Source organism: Psychrobacter sp. TWR1-1-1 (assembly GCF_049895865.1).
In the GTDB taxonomy this organism is placed as follows: Bacteria; Pseudomonadota; Gammaproteobacteria; order Pseudomonadales; family Moraxellaceae; genus Psychrobacter; species Psychrobacter immobilis_A.
The window spans coordinates 139,722-159,466 of the sequence record NZ_JAFCTE010000003.1 but is presented as its reverse complement, the minus strand read 5'-3'; the positions used below and the strand labels follow the sequence as shown (position 1 = coordinate 159,466).

The 19,745-nt window shown below is 43.4% G+C and carries 16 protein-coding genes and 1 riboswitch; of the genes, 10 read left to right on the top strand and 6 right to left on the bottom strand.

The genetic code is table 11. From position 1 onward, the window contains the following. Nucleotides 1–123 precede the first annotated feature (123 nt). The 3 genes from ACP69U_RS04430 to ACP69U_RS04420 are packed head-to-tail and all read right to left on the bottom strand — an operon-like array spanning nt 124 to nt 3,623. Nucleotides 124–756 (bottom strand): alpha-ketoglutarate-dependent dioxygenase AlkB family protein, encoded by a 633-nt coding sequence (locus ACP69U_RS04430; RefSeq protein ID WP_426138020.1) that lies wholly within the window; start codon nt 754–756, stop codon nt 124–126. A 17-nt stretch (nt 757–773) separates the two neighbouring features. Further along, nucleotides 774–1,664: an alpha/beta fold hydrolase gene (locus tag ACP69U_RS04425; protein WP_201501766.1), complete on the bottom strand. Its 891-nt coding sequence runs from the start codon at nt 1,662–1,664 to the stop codon at nt 774–776. Nucleotides 1,665–1,715: 51 nt separating this feature from the next. Then, entirely contained in the window at nt 1,716–3,623 is a 1,908-nt protein-coding gene (locus ACP69U_RS04420) for an ABC transporter ATP-binding protein (protein WP_426137929.1), read from the bottom strand. A gap of 318 nt (nt 3,624–3,941) precedes the next feature. On the opposite strand from ACP69U_RS04420, the gene ACP69U_RS04415 reads away from it, so the two are divergent. The 4 genes from ACP69U_RS04415 (at nt 3,942) to ACP69U_RS04400 (ending at nt 8,230) form a co-directional block, all read left to right on the top strand. After that, nucleotides 3,942–4,790 carry a hypothetical protein gene (locus ACP69U_RS04415; protein ID WP_045454888.1) on the top strand — a complete coding sequence of 283 codons (849 nt, stop codon included), beginning with the start codon at nt 3,942–3,944 and terminating at the stop codon, nt 4,788–4,790. A gap of 192 nt (nt 4,791–4,982) precedes the next feature. Continuing rightward, nucleotides 4,983–5,885, top strand: coding sequence for a fructose bisphosphate aldolase (locus ACP69U_RS04410; RefSeq protein WP_426137928.1), 903 nt, complete (start codon nt 4,983–4,985; stop codon nt 5,883–5,885). A gap of 125 nt (nt 5,886–6,010) precedes the next feature. Continuing rightward, entirely contained in the window at nt 6,011–7,078 is a 1,068-nt protein-coding gene (locus ACP69U_RS04405; RefSeq protein WP_426137927.1) for a hypothetical protein, read from the top strand. 6 nt (nt 7,079–7,084) lie between these two features. Next, nucleotides 7,085–8,230 carry a hypothetical protein gene (locus ACP69U_RS04400; RefSeq protein WP_426137926.1) on the top strand — a complete coding sequence of 382 codons (1,146 nt, stop codon included), beginning with the start codon at nt 7,085–7,087 and terminating at the stop codon, nt 8,228–8,230. A 55-nt stretch (nt 8,231–8,285) separates the two neighbouring features. Here ACP69U_RS04400 and thiC read toward each other — a convergent pair whose 3' ends face one another. After that, entirely contained in the window at nt 8,286–10,226 is a 1,941-nt protein-coding gene (thiC, locus tag ACP69U_RS04395) for a phosphomethylpyrimidine synthase ThiC (RefSeq protein ID WP_426137925.1), read from the bottom strand. A gap of 247 nt (nt 10,227–10,473) precedes the next feature. After that, nucleotides 10,474–10,617, bottom strand: a riboswitch (TPP riboswitch). A 292-nt stretch (nt 10,618–10,909) separates the two neighbouring features. Here thiC and pstS point away from each other — a divergent pair. From pstS to phoU, 5 genes are all read left to right on the top strand, one after another. After that, a complete protein-coding gene (pstS, locus tag ACP69U_RS04390; protein ID WP_426137924.1) occupies nt 10,910–12,073 on the top strand; it encodes a phosphate ABC transporter substrate-binding protein PstS in 1,164 nt (387 codons plus the stop codon). Between the two features lie 196 nt (nt 12,074–12,269). Beyond that, the gene (pstC, locus tag ACP69U_RS04385; RefSeq protein WP_055123678.1) at nt 12,270–13,223 is read left to right on the top strand and encodes a phosphate ABC transporter permease subunit PstC; all 954 of its coding nucleotides are present in this window, start codon (nt 12,270–12,272) and stop codon (nt 13,221–13,223) included. A 91-nt stretch (nt 13,224–13,314) separates the two neighbouring features. Further along, nucleotides 13,315–14,220, top strand: coding sequence for a phosphate ABC transporter permease PstA (pstA, locus tag ACP69U_RS04380; protein WP_109590613.1), 906 nt, complete (start codon nt 13,315–13,317; stop codon nt 14,218–14,220). A 97-nt stretch (nt 14,221–14,317) separates the two neighbouring features. Then, nucleotides 14,318–15,244, top strand: coding sequence for a phosphate ABC transporter ATP-binding protein PstB (gene pstB / locus ACP69U_RS04375; protein WP_426138019.1), 927 nt, complete (start codon nt 14,318–14,320; stop codon nt 15,242–15,244). 119 nt (nt 15,245–15,363) lie between these two features. Then, nucleotides 15,364–16,170: a phosphate signaling complex protein PhoU gene (gene phoU, locus ACP69U_RS04370; RefSeq protein WP_055123676.1), complete on the top strand. Its 807-nt coding sequence runs from the start codon at nt 15,364–15,366 to the stop codon at nt 16,168–16,170. A gap of 87 nt (nt 16,171–16,257) precedes the next feature. Here the strand turns inward: phoU and ACP69U_RS04365 are convergent, their stop codons facing one another. Both ACP69U_RS04365 and argH read right to left on the bottom strand, forming a co-directional pair. Then, nucleotides 16,258–16,548 carry an oxidative damage protection protein gene (locus ACP69U_RS04365; protein ID WP_045443086.1) on the bottom strand — a complete coding sequence of 97 codons (291 nt, stop codon included), beginning with the start codon at nt 16,546–16,548 and terminating at the stop codon, nt 16,258–16,260. A 306-nt stretch (nt 16,549–16,854) separates the two neighbouring features. After that, on the bottom strand, nt 16,855–18,228 hold the full coding sequence (gene argH, locus ACP69U_RS04360) for an argininosuccinate lyase (protein WP_201560448.1): 1,374 nt from the start codon (nt 18,226–18,228) through the stop codon (nt 16,855–16,857). Between the two features lie 125 nt (nt 18,229–18,353). Here argH and ACP69U_RS04355 point away from each other — a divergent pair, with 125 nt between their 5' ends. Next, on the top strand, nt 18,354–19,505 hold the full coding sequence (locus ACP69U_RS04355) for a sensor histidine kinase (RefSeq protein WP_426137923.1): 1,152 nt from the start codon (nt 18,354–18,356) through the stop codon (nt 19,503–19,505). Nucleotides 19,506–19,745: the final 240 nt, after the last annotated feature.

Genomic DNA, 19,745 nt, shown 5'->3' with positions numbered 1-19,745 from the left:
CAAATAGCTGATTAATATCCCGATATTAATCAGCTATTTTCCTTGTTTGGCTACCGTTTATCTCATTTTTATCACCATTTTCAAAACGAGGACGCGCTCTAGCTTATACTAAGTTGCATTAATTTAATGCGATAGCACTTTTCGAAAGGTGAGGCTGATGCGCCCTGATGCGACAGTTTTAGTTTTTGTAATGGTATGCTTCCAAAAATCCTGCGTATCGCCATGCATAACGATAAGCTGACCGGATTCAAGATATAGCTCAACTTTGACGGGCTTGTTCTCTTGTCTAATAGTTTTATGTTTAAAAACAAATTTTCGCCTAGCACCGAGCGATAAAGAAGCGATAATCGGCTGCGCGCCCAGCTCTTTTTCATCGTCGGCATGATAGCCCATGCCATCAGCACCAGAGGGATAGTGGTTAAGTAAGCAAGAATTAAAATCAACGTTGATATCAATGCTTGATAACTGCTGCTCAATATATCGTTTTACGTGCAACATTTGCTTTGACCATGGAATGGCTCGACGCGTCTGTCCAGAGTAATGATAACTGACATCGTGGTCACCCATCCAGACGATTTGGCGAGTGGTAACATGCGTTTTACCAAACAACGTCACGATGTCAGACTGCCAAGGTAGCTCATTTAGTAAATTCTCATACAGAGCGTTAGCCTCAAGAATAACTATTCCTAAGTCATTGACCTGACCATCGTAAGGCAACAGATTGTCAGTCGGTGTAGGCGCAAAAAGGTCAGTCATCATTTAGACGGCTCAGCTTATTTATGACTATGATAATGCTCATTGATAACTTGAGCACATAATTCAGGTGCTTCCATCGGCAGTAGATGACCATAATCTAACAAAGATATGATGCTGTCATCAGGGACGAATTTTTGCCATTGTTGTCGCACTTTATGGTTAATAAACAACGTCGGCTTACCAGTGATAAGTGTATAAGGACAGCTTAATTGCTTGAGAGCGGTATCGATATGTGGCGCGCCGAAATAGTTGGCGAGCTCTTGCTCAGGCGCAAATATCAGCGTGTAACTGCCACTGGTATCTTTGGATAAACTTTGCTCTGCAAATACCCGCAAATGCGCATCACTCATTCGCCTATAAGCACGTTGAGCGCGTAAGTTCTCATAATAATCATCGATGCTTGCCCAAGTAGATTGTTTGGTGAGAGTGCTTTTAAACGGTTCGCGACTAAGCAGAAGCTTACGCGGCAATAGATTATAGAGTCGGGCTTGTGGTTTGGTAAACGTCACAGGCTCTATTAAATAGAGCTGTGAAAACAGATCTGGGCGCTGGGCTGCAGCGATGGCAGTGGCAGTGGCTCCTTGCGAATGACCAATACCAACGATGGGTTTGTCTTGCGTTTTTTCTAAAAATTCAATAAGTATCTCAGCATCCTGCTCGCGCGTAAGACGACGGCGCTGCGGCTTGTCATACCAATAGCCACGAAGTGCAAGCGAGCTGATTTTGAAGTCAGTTGCCAGCGCATTTAATAAGGGACTATAAGTACCAACGGTAAAACTATTGCCACCATAAAAGTGTGCTGGCACGCGAGAGGCAGTACTTGATTGTATCGATGGTGTAAGCTGGCTAAGGTTATAGTAGCGCGCTTGTTTTCCACTAATATTAATATTTTTTGCAAATGCTTTCATAATGTACACACCTCCTTGTGTCTGATTTTTAATGAAAATTAAGGGTTGTACTTAGCTGTCTTCACCTAAAAAACCACCACTTTGACGGTGCCACAAGCGAGCATAAACACCGTGTAGATTTAATAATTCATCATGGCTGCCTTGTTCGATAATTTGACCTTTATCCATGACCACCAATCGATCAAGTGCGGCAATGGTAGAGAGACGATGGGCAATCGCAATGACCGTTTTACCTGTCATAATGTCATTCAGGCTTTCGGTAATGGCAAATTCAATCTCAGAGTCAAGGGCGCTGGTCGCTTCGTCCAATAGTAAGATGGGCGCATTTTTCAGCATAACACGTGAGATGGCGATACGCTGACGTTGACCGCCAGATAGTTTGACGCCGCGCTCACCGACTTGGGTATCAAGTCCTGTATTGCCTTTATCATCATATAAGTCTTTAATAAAGTCCCATGCTTGCGCTTGTTTGGCAGCGGTAATAATTTCTTCGTCGGTTGCGTCAGGACGACCGTAAGCGATATTTTCACGTACTGTCCGATGTAGCAAAGACGTATCTTGCGTCACCATACCTATCTGCTGGCGCAAAGACTCTTGGGTGACTTCATCAATTGCTTGTCCATCGATAAGGATTTTACCGCTATCAACATCAAAGAAGCGTAACAATAAATTAACCAAGGTAGATTTACCGGCACCTGAGCGTCCAACCAAGCCTATTTTTTCGCCGGGTTTAATATCCAAATAAAAGTTATCAAGTAGTTTAGTCTTCGTAGTAGGCGTTGCTGATGTTTTCACTGTATCTAAGCTATCGCCTTCGACCGCATCGCTATCATTCTCATAACTGAAATCAACATGATCAAAAACGATACGACCTTCGGTGACTTTCAAAGCGGGTGCATTGGGCTTATCAATGATTTTTTGCGGCGCTGATAAGGTACGCATGCCATCTTGTACGGTTCCGATACTTTCAAATAGACTGGCAGTTTGCCACATGATCCAACGAGTCAAACCGTTCAAACGTAGTGCCATGGCTGTCGCGGCAGCAATCGCACCGACACCGACCGCGCCTTGTTGCCATAAATATAAGCCAATAGCTGCAGTGCCACTAACCAAAATCACACTGATTAGATGGGTTGATACTTCTAAGTAACTGACCCAGCGCATCTGTGCATGGACGGTACCTAAAAATTGCCCCATGGCATTTTTGGCATAACTCAGCTCACGGCGTGAATGGCTAAACAGCTTGACGGTCATGATATTGGCATAAGCATCGGTAATGCGGCCAGTCATCAAGGCACGGGCATCGGCTTGCACAATGGCAGTTTGTTTGAGCTTAGGAATAAAGTACCAAATGGTCAGCGCAACCAAGACTAGCCAAACGATAAACGGGATTAATAATAGGCTGTCCAGATTAAATAAAATGACACCTGACGTAATAAAATAAACGGTGACATACATAAACATGTCGGTGACGGTCATGACTGTATCACGTACGGCCAGTGCGGTTTGCATTACTTTGGCTGAGACACGTCCAGAGAATTCATCTTGATAAAACTGCATCGATTGCCCAAGCATCCGCTGGTGAAAGCGCCAGCGCATTTGCATAGGAAAGACGCCTTGCAAGGTCTGAAAATGGATGAATGATGACAATGCAATCCATAGCGGACTCATGATCATGACGGCTAGCATGAGCAGTAGCATATCGCCTTTTTCTAACCACAGATTCTGCGGTGTATAGACGCCTAGCCAGTCAACAATATTCCCAATCCAAGCAAATAGCATCGCTTCATAGATGCCAATGCCCGCAGACAAAATCATAAATATCAATAGCCAGCCACGTAAACCGTTGGTACACGCCCACAAGAACTTTAGCATGCCCTCACGGGGTGAAGGTAGCGGCATAGGGGTTTCAGGAAAGGCAGGGAGGCGAGTTTCAAAAAATCGAAATAGAGCATTCATAGGCAGTCATAAAACATCAATAGCAGTACGCCAAAATCAACGACATTACTCGTTATTTTGAATCTTTACTTTTGTTATTAGGATTGAGTACTATTTTAGCAAACTTCCCAATCAGACCTGCATGCTAATTGTAAATTGAAGGCTAAAGAGCTACTTGTCAGCAGTCGAATAAAAGCCAATAAATAGATTGCTGTGTAAGAAATACTTTGTTACATTCTATGGCTTTATCCTAATTGGCGGTTCGCGCTTTATCTTCAGTATATGAATGATGAGCGAATAATGTCCCCATAAAGCGGCAGTTTAACAAGGTAATAGCTCATGATATATTTGACGATAGCGGTGCTTTGTAGTGTCGCCGTTTCAGTATTGCTAAAAGTGTTACGACAGAAAAATATAGACATACGGCAGACTATCGTCGCAGGCTATCCGGTGGCTTTTCTGCTGACGTGGTTTTTATTGAAGCCAGACGTCAGTGGACTCGGTACGCTTGGCAGTGCATGGGGCATTATTATCGCGCTTGGTATCCTGCTTCCCGCCGTGTTTATTGTCCTTGGAAGGGCGATTGAATCTGTGGGAATGGTAGCAACCGATGCGGCTCAGCGGCTATCGTTGATTATTCCTATCGTCGCGGCTTTTTTATTGTTTGGTGAAATACTGACCAGCACGCGAATATTTGGACTGTTATTGGGCTTTCTAGCACTCGGAGCGTTGATTTATCGTCCACAGCAGGGTCAGATTAGCAGACAATCGAAGCATACACCGCTATGGTTGTTTGGCGTCTGGGCAGGCTATGGCATTATTGATATCTTGTTCAAGCAAGTTGCCAAGCAGGGCGCTGCTTTTCCTCTTACATTATTTGTCAGTTTTGGTTTAGCAGGATTACTGCTGTTTATTTATTTGCTGATTACGCGGGTGCGCTGGCAGGGGAATGCGCTCGCAGCAGGATTGTTATTAGGTGCGCTCAATATGGGCAATATTTATGCTTATGTACGTGCGCATCAATTATTGTCCGAGTCGCCTAGCATCGTCTTTACCGGTATGAATGTCGGTGTCATTGCAGTGGCAACCTTGATAGGGGTCGGTGTGTTTAAAGAGTCGCTTAACCGTATTAATGTATTGGGTTTATTATTAGCCATTTGCTGTGTGGCAGTGCTGTTTTTAGCATAAACGTTCAGCCTAGTGAGTTCGCTCCTAGGACAGCCCCTAATTATTTTATCAACGTGTTAACTTATCAGATATAGGCACAAAGAGCGTCCTATGATAAGGTTGTCTACAAACAGTAAGGCTGATATAAGCCAATAAAAAGCGATTTACTTTGTGACACTTGACCTTAACAAATAACAATAGGACGCACTCTCAATGGAATATCAAAACCAATATAACAAACAACTACAACGTATCAAAAATGGTTCAGGGTTCATTGCGGCACTGGATCAAAGTGGCGGCAGTACACCAAAAGCGTTAGAGAATTATGGTGTCACAGGCGATGATTATGACAACGATGAAGCCATGTTCGACCAAGTGCATGAGATGCGCGCGCGTATCATGACTTGTGAGGCTTTTGATAATGAGCGTGTGCTTGGAGCGATTTTGTTCGAAGATACTATGGAACGTGATGTCAATGGCAAACCGACGGCCAATTATCTATGGGAAGATAAAAATATTGTGCCATTTTTAAAAGTGGATAAGGGTTTGGCTGAGCAAATGAATGGCGTCCAAGTGATGCGTCCGATGCCAAACTTAGATTTGCTACTCGATAAAGCCAAAAACTATCCAGTATTTGGTACCAAAATGCGCTCAGTAATTTATGAGCCGAATGTCGATGGCATTGAGCTGGTCGTGCAACAGCAATTCGATGTAGCAAAACAGATACTCTCAAAAGGTCTGATGCCAATCGTAGAGCCTGAAGTCGATATCGACAGTAGCAAAAAACATGAATGTGAAGTCATACTCAAGACCAGCATTTTGCACAATCTGGATCGTTTGACTGACGACCAGCAAGTGATGCTAAAGCTGACTTTGCCAGAAGAAGCGGGTTTTTACCAAGAGCTAATCGATCATCCAAAAGTGCTAAAAGTTGTGGCGTTATCGGGCGGCTACAGCCGTGGCGATGCTTGTGCCAAGCTTAAGCAAAACCCCGGTATGATTGCCAGTTTCTCACGTGCCTTTACTGAAGGGCTGAGTAAGCAGCAAAGTGATGATGAGTTTGCTAATACTATCAACACGTCTATCGAAGAGATTTATGAGGCGTCGAAGGTTTAAAGCCTTCAACCTTTATAATTGATTTTGAATCCCAGCTGACTTTAGGTTTGCTGGGATTTTTTTAATGGCATTCACAGTAGATATTTATTAAACTTGTGTTTGTTTTCATGGTTTCTGGAGAGGTTGTGTTTCGCTTTATTACTTTAGGAGTGTTTTTATTAAGTTGGAGTGTTTCTAGTCAGTCTATGGAGCCTGTAGGCTATTCAGGTACTTGGGCAAGCGCTGCTTATTTTAATAATGCCATCGATGTTATATCAGAGACAGTTAATATCGATATTACAGATGATGCTAATAATGCTGGTTATACAGTGAGCTATAAGCTGTATAACAATCGTGAAGGGCTGCAATTCCCATTGGTTTTTGAAGTATTCGATGAATTTGGACAAAGTAATGAGTTCGAAATTACTGTCGATGGTCAATCAGTGCCCGTCGTAACGGTTACTGAAGATAATAACGGGCTTGAGACATCTGACTTCTATATGCCAGCCAATACTGGTTTAGAGCAATTCAGAGCAGATTCAAAGTATATCAACCTGAATTTGTCGTCAGGGTTGCATACTATTACAGCTACTTATGACGTCCAGCCGCATTATTATGGCAGTGATTGGACTGGGATAAGCACTTACTCTTATTCGTTAGTGCCGATGAAGGAGAGCGTCAGTGATGATAAGCAGTTTAAAGGGTCATTTATTAAGCTAAATTTCAATGGTAGTTCAGACTATATCAGTATGGGTATCGATGGCACGAAGAATACTTTACCTTCTAATAACCAATGGCATTTCAAAGATAATCTAACAAAAGAGATTGATTTTACTATTCAAGCACCTCTGAATCCTGTGGCAAAAGTTTTGACGGCTGTTTCGCCATTCATAACTATAAGTTTCGCGCTATTTGTATTGGGTGGACTGCATTTACGTATGATGAAACGTAGACAGCAAGCCCAGCCCGAAACCCTTTGGACAGTCATGCTCGCGGGTGGTTTTCTAGTGCCTCTGCTTAGCCTGATAATCTACTATATATATCTACTAGCAACGGATATAGTTATTGGTAAAGGTGCAACAGGAGAGAGTCGCGATTTGTTCTTTATTTGGGTTTTACCATTAGGCTATATAGTATTGACACCCGTTTATCTGGTCGTTAGTTTTGTGGCTTTTATGATGGTTAAACAGACGGTTACTAAAACAGTAAAGTAATTATAGTTGAAGGCTGTAAATAGCTTTGTGATTCGCGAACAGCTAGCTGATGAGCCATTTGAGAGAATATTAATGCGTAGGATTATTTTAGGATTGCTTTTATTAAGTACTAGCATGTTTAGCTATGCCAATATGGCGTCTCCCATTATCGACGGTACTAATGCCAGTACGGCATATTCAAGCAAAGATATCGATATATTGTCTGAAAACATAGATATCAATATTGCTGAAGGTTTTAATCAAGCTGACTATGATATCACTTACGAAATTTATAGCGCTAAAGCAAGCGATCGAATACCTTTGGTTTTTGAGGTGTTCGATAATATAGGTAATGATACAGACAAAAGCTTTATAGTCGAAGTCGATGGGCAAGCGGTACCAGTACTTATCAATTATGATTATGAAAGTCAGTCAAAATCATTGCCTGCTTATCATGATCCAGAAACGGATACGGCTGTACAGTTCAATAATGACGCTAAATACTTTGAGATAAACTTAAGCGAAGGCAATCATGTCATTAATGTTAAATATGCTGCCTATCCTACAATAAACCGTAGTGATTGGACCAATCAATATATCTATAGCTATTCATTAAAACCTGCCAAAACTTGGAAAAGCTTTGGTGACCTGACCGTTAATCTAAAGATTGCTGATGAGTCGCAATACTTGAAGACTAATCTTGGCGAACCTTTAAGTGGGATGATAAAAGCAGATTCTAAGTGGTTTTTTGATCATCTGCCTCAAGATGTTCTTGAAATATCTTATCAACCACAACCAATACCTCTAGCAAAGTGGTTAATTAACTTAGACTCATTAATACTTCTGTTGTTTTTAATATGTTTGTTAGGGGGTGCTCACTATGGACTTATGTATTGGAGCCGGAAGAAAAGCCTTAAAAGAGCATGGATGGTCACATGGTTAGGGATTCTGATAGTTCCATTTATCGTATTGATGATAGTTTTCTATAAGATTTGTCTTATAGATTGGTTACTGGGCGAGCATGCCAGCAGGTATCATGGTTATACTATTTTTATTATTATCTTTGGCTATCCACTGACTTTGCTTGTTTATTTAATCATTATGAAGTTATGCGATTCTTATTTGAAACGGGTTTTTTTACAACCCTCACAAGTAGGTACAAAAAAAGCTTGAACCCAGTGAATGGATTCAAGCTTTTTAAGTTAGCCAGTTTTCAGTAAGTAAAGCACTACACCTCTTTAATAACATGACCTACATTGGTTGAATCATCCGATTTCGGAGTTGATTTTTTATTAGCGGCATCTTTATCTAGCCCTGCCGCATAATCCCGCACGTTTTGAGTGATTTTCATTGAGCAAAACTTAGGTCCACACATCGAGCAAAAGTGCGCCGTCTTATGCGCGTCTTTAGGCAAGGTTTCATCATGGAACTCACGGGCGGTATCTGGGTCGAGCGCCAGATTGAACTGATCGTCCCAGCGGAATTCAAAACGGGCTTTAGATAACGCATTATCGCGAGCTTGTGCGCCCGGATGTCCTTTGGCAAGGTCGGCGGCATGAGCAGCGATTTTATAGGTGATGATACCGTCTTTAACATCTTTTTTATTAGGCAGACCTAAATGCTCTTTTGGCGTCACATAGCAGAGCATAGCAGTACCAAACCAGCCAATCATCGCCGCACCAATCGCACTGGTAATATGGTCGTAACCGGGTGCGATATCGGTGGTTAAGGGTCCTAAAGTATAAAAAGGCGCGTCGGCACAAACCTCTAATTGCAAGTCCATATTTTCTTTAATACGGTTCATTGCTACGTGACCGGGACCTTCAATCATGACCTGTACGTCATGCTTCCATGCCACTTGGGTCAGCTCGCCAAGGGTACGCAGCTCACCAAATTGTGCCTCGTCATTGGCATCTTGCAAGCAACCCGGACGCAAGCCATCGCCTAAACTAAATGCCACATCATACTGCTTCATAATCTCGCAGATATCTTCAAAATGGGTATATAAAAAGCTCTCTTTATTATGAAACATGCACCACTGAGCCATGATGGAGCCGCCACGCGAGACGATACCGGTCAAGCGTCCAGCAGTTAGCGGCACATAGCGCAAAAGTACACCAGCGTGAATGGTGAAGTAATCGACGCCTTGTTCAGCTTGCTCAATCAGCGTATCACGAAAGATTTCCCACGTTAAATCTTCTGCCACGCCATCGACTTTTTCTAGCGCTTGATAAATGGGTACTGTACCAATAGGCACTGGAGAGTTACGGATTAACCATTCTCGGGTTTCATGAATGTGATTACCCGTGGATAAATCCATAATATTATCCGCGCCCCAACGCGTGGCCCACGTCATTTTTGAGACCTCTTCATCAATAGAAGAACCTAGCGCTGAGTTACCAATATTGGCATTAATTTTCACCAAAAAATTACGCCCGATAATCATCGGTTCAGATTCAGGGTGATTGATGTTATTTGGGATAATGGCGCGACCTGCAGCCACTTCACTCCGCACAAACTCAGGGGTAATAACAGTGGGCGTATTGGCGCCAAAGTTCTCACCATCGTGCTGACGCATATCGGTCAGCTCATGCTGCTTTTGCGTTTCGCGAATGGCGATATATTCCATTTCTGGGGTGATGATGCCGCGGCGTGCATAGTACATCTGCGTGACGTTGCCAGCTTTGCCATCGACATCTTTGGCGCGGCGAGGTTTGTCGATATGAGCAAATCGTAGATTGGCAGTGCTGATATCGCGGGCGCGTGCCATTCCGTAAGAGCTAGACAGTCCGCTTAATTGCTCGGTATCACCGCGCTCAGCAATCCAACCTTCACGCAGCTTTGGTAAGCCTTTCGTCAAATCAATCTCAACGTTGGGATCGGTATAAACGCCAGAGGTGTCATACACATAAAAGGGTGGGTTCTGTTCCCATTCGTTCTCAGAAACGCCTTGCACAGGGGTAGGATCAAGGGTGATTTCACGCATGGGTACTTGAATATCGGATCTAGAGCCTTCGATATAAACTTTACGAGAAGCAGGTAAAATACGATGTAAGTCGCGCGCGTCTTCTTCAAAGCGCGCATCATTGGTACTGCGGTGAGCAGGGGTCTTTAACGCGTCTGTCTTAGAAGGTTTTTGAGAAGGAGAAGTGGCTAATAAAGTTGTCATATGCTGTCCTAGCGTGTTGGTTTTTGAATAAAAGCAACACCGCCAGTAGCTGCGGGGGTAGCATCTGTAATCTAGACAAGTTTATCTCATGAGTATACAGGTGCGACCAAAGCGTATCGTCGCAGATAATACTCATCAAATATTGGACGCAGCTTTGTATCGATCCTCACTATCTGGACATGCAAAACGCATATTAAGACAGTAATGATGATAAAAAGGTATTTCTACGCGTCCTTTGTCATAAATAACAAAGTGCTTAAGACTTCCCTGCGTCGGTACTAACCGCATCAGGTTCGGCGGGTGATCTCTCAGCGAATGTATAAAGGCGACTATTTTAATAAAGCAAGCTTATAAAGTAAGTCCATAATACACCGCACCCCGAGTCTGTCAGTGTTGTAAATCACCTCAATACTAACAAAGTTCTGCAATGAGGGCTAATGATATTTAGATGAAAATATCAGGCGTTGAGTTTGAGGTTCGATGTTTTTATGAGAACGACTCTAGAGTACTAGTGATTGAAATCACTTGATGTTACTGAGCTGTAGATAGCTTATCTAAATATTATGTAAAGCGAATGAAAGATTGCAGAGGTTGTCATTAAACTGTCATAAAGATTTGGCAAGATAGCACGCATGTCACAAACAATGCTTTTTTGTATCGTTGTTAAACTTTAGGAGTCCTACATGCGTTATTCGTTATTAGCAGTGGCCGTTAGTTGTACATTAGTGCTTACGGCATGTAATAAATCGACTGAAACGACAGAGCCAGCTGCGGATAGCAGTAGCGCTGTCACCACCACTGAAGCAACCACTCAGACAACGTCTGCTTCTACAACAGGTTTTAAATCTGCTGAGAATATCGCCATGAATATCACGGGTGCAGGGGCATCGTTTCCGCAGCCTATCTATGCCAAATGGTCTTACGACTATAACGCTGCTACCGGTGGTCAAGTCAATTACCAGTCGATTGGCTCTTCTGGTGGTATCAAACAAATCGAATCAAAAACAGTCGATTTTGGGGCATCTGACGCGCCGATGACGCCTGAAGAGCTAGACGCAGCAGGCTTGATTCAGTTTCCGACGGTTATCGGTGGCGTCGTGCCAATCGTCAACATCGATGGTGTTGAGCCGGGCGCGTTGAAATTAGACGGTGCAATGTTGGCAGACATCTATTTGGGTAAGATTAGTAACTGGAACGACCCAGCCATTAAAGCCATGAACCCAGATTTGACTTTGCCTGATGCCGCTATTACGACGGTATTCCGCTCAGATGGTTCTGGCACAACGTTTAACTTTACGGATTATCTAGCCAAAGTCTCGCCAGACTGGAAAGACACAGTTGGTGTTGATAAAACAGTCAAATGGCCAACGTCTGCGACTGGTGCTGGCGGTAAAGGTAACGAAGGCGTATCAAGCTATGTAAATCGTATGAAAAACTCTATCGGTTATGTGGAATATGCTTACGCTAAGCAAAACAACATGTCACATACTGCATTGAAAAACGCTGCTGGCAACGTCGTTCAGCCATCTGCTGAGACATTTGCTGCGGCAGGTGATATCGACTGGTCACAGCAAGCAGGCTTTTATAAAGTCATCACCAACTCTGAGACTGAGCAAGCATGGCCGATCGCTGCTGCGACCTTTATCTTGGTACATAAGCAACCAGAGAATCCTCAGCAAGTAGCTGGCGTGTTGAACTTCTTTGATTGGGCTTATAGCCAAGGTGATGACAGCGCCATGGCGCTAGACTATGTCCCATTTTCTGATACGGCAGTGGCCTTATTCAAGGAAAAATGGAACGAGGTAAAAGGCAGTGATGGACAGCCTGTTTATAAGCCTGCTCAGTAACCTGTTTCTGCTAAATATTCTTTAATACCTTGTCAGTGCCTTACTAGTCCCTTTCGAGTTATCCTCTCGAATAACTATTCTCCGGTAGTTATTTGAGAGGTTTTATCACAGCAAATTTGATGACAAGTTTGTTGTGATAAAACCGAATGAATGCTTCTACTATTTTGACTTGATTCTATTTAATGCTGAGACACTTATGAATGATTTAAGGTCCCAACTGGCTAAACAAAAGCGCTATGACTTATTGTTTGTGAATGCCACCAAGGCTTTTGCCATATTAGTACTCTTATCGTTGGGCGGCATTTTAGTCTCCTTGATCATCGGAGCATGGCCGAGCATTCAAACATTTGGTCTTGGATTTTATACCAGTAATAATTGGGATACGGTCGCCAATGAGTACGGGGCGCTAGCACCTATCTATGGTACGTTGGTGACATCCTTTATCGCGATTTTGATTGCAGTACCAATCAGTTTTGGCATTGCCATATTTTTGACCGAGATGTGCCCAACCTTCCTCAAAAAACCACTTGGTATTGCCATTGAGTTATTAGCGGGTATCCCTTCTATCATTTACGGTATGTGGGGTTTGTTTGTCTTTGCGCCTTTCTTCGGTGATCACATTCAGCCATGGTTCATTGAGCACATTGGCCCACTACCTATCATCGGCAAGTTGTTTACGGGCGCGCCAATGGGATTGGGCATGTTTACGGCATCCCTTGTACTGGCCATCATGATTATTCCATTTATCGCCGCTACCATGCGCGATGTTTTTTCGGTCGTGCCAGACCTGCTCAAAGAGTCGGCCTATGGCATGGGTGCGACGACGTGGGAAGTTATGTTCAAGATCATTTTGCCGTATACCAAAGCTGGCGTGGTTGGTGGCGTGATCTTAGGACTGGGTCGGGCATTGGGTGAGACGATGGCAGTGACTTTCTTGATTGGTAATGCCTTTAACATCAGTCCGAGTTTATTTACCTCTGGTGTCACCATTACCTCAGCTTTAGCCAACGAGTTTGCCGAAGCGTCGAGTGAGCTACATTTGGCTTCCTTATTACATTTAGGCTTAATCTTATTTGTCATCACCTTCATTGTGCTATCTCTAGCAAAACTCATGCTCATGCGCATGGATCACAAGGCAGGCAATCGGTAGTCGTTTGGCAATCTCGATAGGTCTTTTACGGATTTATTGGACATCAATAAACATTGATAGATATTGATAAAAGATATGGGAAATAAATAGTATGGCTGCTAACAATGCGATCAATGCACCACTACCGACTCAGCCAAACAGTGCTAGCCGCTACAATCAAAGCCTTTATAACAAGCGCCGTTTGACCAACAAGTTAGGTTTAGGCTTTGCCATGTCGGCGATGGTTTTTGGACTATTTTGGTTGTTTTGGATTTTGTTGACGCTTTTCGTGGAAGGCTTTCAAGGTATTGTGCAGCTGCCTATTTTTACTGCTGACACACCGCCACCGATGAGTGCGGGCGGGCTGCGTAACGCCATTGTCGGTTCAGTAATGCTCGCGTTTTCAGGATTGTTTATCGGTGCGCCTATTGGTCTTATGACCGGTATTTATTTATCCGAGTTCGCTCAGGGCAGTATGCTTGGCAAGGTAACGCGTTTCTTAAATGATATTTTGTTATCGGCACCCTCGATTGTAATTGGTCTCTTTATTTATGCATTGATGGTAAAAGGTCAAAGTTTCTCTGGTTGGGCAGGCGCGTTAGCATTAGCATTAATCGTTATTCCTGTGGTCGTACGTACCACTGAGAATATGCTCAATCTGGTTCCTAATAGCATTCGTGAAGCGGCTTACGCACTTGGCACACCCAAGTGGAAAATGGTGACTCAAGTAACGATTAAGGCAGCTAGAGCAGGACTGACCACTGGGGTGTTACTGGCATTTGCTCGAATCACCGGTGAGACAGCACCGTTGCTATTTACGGCGCTTAACAACCAGTATTTCAGTACCGATATGGGTCAGCCTATTGCCAACTTGCCCAATACCATCTACCAGTTTGCGATGAGTCCTTATGATAACTGGCATACCTTAGCGTGGGCGGCAGCGTTGCTAATCACGACCTCTGTCTTGGTATTAAATATTTTGGCGAGATTCATCGGTAGTAGAGGTCAGGCTAAATAAAGGCTGATGGTAAATTAAGGCTTGTCCTAGATTACCTCGAGCATTTACTTCCATTTATATTCATTGAGCTGGGTTGGAACACATTATGAATGACGTCATGAGCAAAATCCGTACAAAAAAGCCTGTCGATAAATTCAATGCGGCAGATAAATTTAATCCAACAACAGACAGTTTATTAAACAGACCGATGTCGACGGCAGCACAAATGGAGCAGCCAGATATTGCCAGCCTAACCAAACAAACGCTTCATGATATTCCCAAAAACATGCCTACAGCAAAAATGCAAATTCGGGATCTGAATTTTTATTATGGTGACTTTCAGGCGCTAAAAAATATTAATATCGATATTCCTGATAAAAAAGTCACTGCTTTCATTGGTCCTTCAGGTTGCGGCAAATCGACGCTGTTGCGTACCTTTAATCGGATGTATGACTTATATCCAGGGATGCGGGCAGAAGGCAATATTAATCTTGATGGCAACAATATCTTGGGCAAAGACGTCGATGTCAATTTGCTGCGCGCCCAAGTTGGCATGGTCTTTCAGAAACCAACCCCATTCCCGATGTCAATCTATGACAATGTCGCCTTTGGGGTACGCCTTTATGAAAAGTTGAGCAAGGCTGAGCTGGACAATCGAGTAGAGTGGGCACTCAAAAAATCCGCATTATGGCCAGAAGTGAAAGACAAGCTAAAAGCGTCAGGGCTTTCGTTATCAGGTGGTCAGCAGCAACGCTTGTGTATCGCACGTAGCGTCGCGACCAAGCCTGAAGTGTTATTGCTTGATGAGCCAACGTCAGCGTTAGATCCTATCTCGACAGGTGCGATCGAAGATTTGATTGAAGACTTAAAACAGGATTACACCATTGCCATCGTTACGCATAACATGCAACAGGCCGCACGGGTGTCAGATTACACCGTCTATATGTACTTAGGCGATATGATTGAGATGGGCGAGACCGACCAGATATTTACCAAGCCTGCCCAAACCGCGACGGAAGATTATATTACGGGTCGTTATGGCTAACATCGCGGTCTGAGCAAGGACGACGTGCTCGATACGTTCAATAAGATATCGTGAGCCAATCTGTTCGACTCAACAGCCACACCGCGCTACCAAAATATGGATTTTAGGGAATACCTCTTATGCAAAGCGATAAGCATATCTCCAAAAGTTTTGACCAAGACCTTGATGAAGCTATCCGTCTATTTCTATACATGGGTGATAGCGCGGCCAACCAAGTGGCGAAAGCGATCCATGCGCTTATCGATAAAAATGAGACACTGGCGCAAGAGGTGATTGATATGGACTTTGATATCAATCGAATGGAAGTCGAGTTGGATGAGCATATCTTGCTACTAGTCGCCAAACGCCAGCCCGCCGCCAGCGATTTACGCTTGGTCATGTCCATCAGTAAAGGCGTGGTTGATCTAGAACGCATCGGTGATGAAGCCGTCAAAATTGCTCAAATGGCCAAAAAAATTGCGGCACAAGGTAAACTGTCGTATGGCTATGCAGAAGTTCAACACCTAAGCAATCAAGTGCGTCTCATGCTACACAATGCACTAGAGGCATTTAGCCAATCAAATGCTGAGCAAGCGTTTGAGGTCATGCGTAACGATAGCATGGTCAATGATGAGTATCAGTCCGCCATCCGTGCTTTAATGACCTATATTATGGAAGATTCACGGCACGTTTCAAAAGTCATCAATATTATGTGGGTATTGCGCGCGCTTGAGCGAGTAGGCGATCATGCACAAAATATTGCAGAACTGGTGATTAACTATATTAGTGGGCAAGATGTGCGTCATTCCGACTATGCGCTGGTCGAAAAAGCCGTGCAAGAAGCCAATGACCGTATGGCGGCGCGCCAAGTCAGCACCCTGTCTGCCACTAAACCTGCCGTCAAGTCAGCCACGGATTTTGTAGACTCAAACGGTGATGAGGGCTGAAAAAATAGTTCATCGTAAGTTTTACATCCAAAAAAACGCGCTATATTAAATAGCGCGTTTTTTATATTGTGGCAATAATAAAAACAATTAGCTCTCCGGCGTCCAACCTTGTGCACGCTCATAATCTTCATTATCTAAAAATTTATCACGTTGTTCGGTGAGGAATTTTTTGGCAGCAGGATCTAACATGCTTAGATGGTTTTCATTAATCAGCATCGTTTGCTGTTCAAGCCATTCTTTCCACGCTTTGTCAGATACCGTTTCTTGTAGCTCCTGACCTTTTTTATTAGGAAAAGGCGGGTGCGGCATTTTTGGCAATTCTTGCTGATACTTACGGCAAAATACCGTATTGGCTTGCGGATTAAAAGTCTCAGTCATAAGGCACTCCTTATTAGGGTTTAGTTATTATAAAAATATGTTATTGAATCACTCATGAGAATAGTTATACCAAACCCAAAAAGTAAGATTAGCTGTGTCAAACTCGCTTAGTCTACAAGGCGTAGTACTTTCATTCGTTTTCCTTGCTACTCTAATTTCTGTGAATGGTATTAGTTAGCACCTATTCAGCATAAGTGACTTAAATATTATTAGCTGAATTTACTTTACCTCATCATGGTATCAAAAACACCCGCAGCAGGGGCGGGTGTTTTTGATAGTAGAAGCTGTCAGGTCAACAATGCGCTTTTACGCAAACACTTCTAAACGACTGCGACCGCGAGCAACGGCTTGCTTAACTTGATTTGGCGCTGTACCACCTAAGTGGTCACGGGCTGCTAGTGAGCCTTCTAACGTTAGATAGTCAAATACATCATCACCGATAGCATCGCTAAATTGCTGTAGCTGCGCCAGTGATAAGTCACTCAAATCAACACCTTCTTTGATACCTAAGGCGACAGCGTTACCGACCACTTCATGAGCATCACGGAAAGCCACACCACGACGTACCAAATAATCGGCCAAATCCGTCGCTGTTGCATAGCCTTTCATTGTGGCAGCGCGCATGTTTTCTTTATTTGGGGTGATATTCGGTAGCATATCAGCAAAAGCCAATAAACAGCCGGTAAGGGTGTCGACGCAATCAAACAACGGCTCTTTGTCTTCTTGGTTGTCTTTGTTATAAGCCAGTGGCTGACTCTTCATTAGACTTAAAAGTGTCATTAACTGCCCAAAGACACGTGCTGCTTTACCGCGGACCAACTCTGGCACATCAGGATTTTTCTTTTGCGGCATGATAGAGGAGCCAGTACAAAAGCGATCAGGGATTTGCACAAAGTTAAACTGCGCTGACATCCATAGGATAATCTCTTCGCTCATCCGTGACATATGCATCATAAGGATAGACGCGGCAGAGGTAAATTCAATCGCAAAGTCACGATCTGAGACGGCATCAAGCGAGTTTTGGCAAATACCTTCGAAACCTAACAGCTCAGCAGTAATGGTACGATCGATTGGGAATGTCGTGCCAGCAAGCGCAGCGCTACCAAGTGGCATCTGATTGATACGGCGGCGCGCATCGACCAGACGTTCGGTATCGCGGTATAACATCTCAAACCACGCCATGACGTGATGACCAAAGCTCACAGGCTGCGCCGTTTGTAAATGCGTAAAGCCGGGCATAATAGTGTCAGTATGCTGCTCAGCCAAATCAAGCAAACCACTTTGCAAGCGTACTAATAAGGCAATGATATTATCAGTCTCTTCGCGTAGCCAAAGACGAATATCGGTGGCAACCTGATCGTTACGGCTACGACCCGTATGCAGTTTTTTACCAACAGCGCCGATGATGTCAGTCAAGCGCGACTCAACATTCATATGCACGTCTTCTAGCGCGATTGACCAGTTAAACTCGCCAGCCTCAATCTCGCGCAGTACCTGATGCAGACCATCAATAATGGTGGCTACTTCGTCAGCGGTCAAAATGTCACATTCTTTAAGCATGGTCGCGTGGGCGATTGAGCCTTGAATATCGTGACGCGCAAAGCGTTGGTCAAAGCCAACAGAGGCGGTGAAGGCAGCGACAAAGCTGTCCGTCGCTTCACTGAAGCGTCCGCCCCACATCTGCTGGCCTTGGCTGTTTGAAGGACTGCTTACAGGGTTGTTTTGTGCAGCGTTATTTGTTATCGGAGCATCTGTGCTAGAATCAGAGACAGATGGGTTTACATTTGATTCGGGACTACTAGGTTTTGAAGAATTGGCGTTCATATCGGTACAAGACAAGTCAGCAGAATAAGAGCTCAAGTATAGCAAAGGATGAGGTTGCCTTACTAGCGGAGCGCTTAGAGTTTTTTATTCCCAAGCTCATGGAAGTCATGAAGCCTTGGCAGTGGTTCATTTATATCTTTTTTTGGTCACTATTCGTCACGGTAATAAATCGCTATGATATTGCCACGTGGTCAGATTTTTTGATTCAGCTGTTTAGCAGAGTCCTGCAAAACACCTTGAGTATTATTCCTTCCTTATACATCATTGATTATTTGCGCCCCATTTTTAAGGGCATGAGCATACCTAAAGCCAGCATGTATGTGCTTACCTTACTCATGGTGGCATCTACCATATCCATGATTTTAGTCATGCTAATAATGATTAACATTGGTTGGTTTGAATATGATCGTCAAACTTTTATTCTAAATATATTGTTTGATGCGGTGATTAGTGGTGGCTTTACCTTGGTGTTCTTACTGTATTTTTTACGCCGTTATCGTGAGACGAATGCGCTCAAACAATCGTTTGAGCAGAAATTGAGTGCACAAAACGATGTGATCAAAGCACGAATCGCTCCGCATTTCTTCTTTAATACCATTAATACCCTTGTGTCACTGATAGAGTCCAATCCAGCAAGAGCTTCCGCTTTATTACAGCACGTTTCTGCCTTATTTCGTGCCAGTTTCAATGGGGCACGAGAGATTAGCTTTGAAGAAGAAATTGCTCTTTGTGAGCACTATCTAGCGATTGAGTCTAGCCGCTTAGCGGATAAGCTTGAAGTGAGTTGGCAATTGCCTGACGAAGATGTCATGTATGACATGGTGATTACCGCCTTGACCTTACAGAGCGTGCTAGAAAAAATGCTGCTGAATGTGGTAGAGATGACTACTGAAACCATTTATATCAATATTAGAGTCACTTGGCAGCAGCATCGGGTTGTGATTACGATTGGTGTCGCGCTGCCGAAAAAAACCATGATTATTAACCATGATTTACGTCAGCACATGAATTTTTATATTCAAGCGGAACGTTTACGGGCTTATTTCGGTCAAAGTGCGGATATTAAAAGTAGCGTTACCAGTAGTCGAATTATTACCATCATCGACTATCCCCTTCAAGATGTTAGTTTATGACCGTTTCGTTTGGGCTTAATTTTGTATTTTATTTCTCAAGAAATAGGTATGGCATACTTATTGCACTATCTTTATAGCTAATGCGCTGTTTTACTTTATATTTAGCCATGATTCCCCATAAAAATTACTATCGATAAATGCATCGCAATAAAACTCAACGCACAAGGCTATCAACGTCAATATAGCCAGTTATTGTTTCATGAAATAATTAAAGGTTTTTATGCTAAGTGATTGGTAATG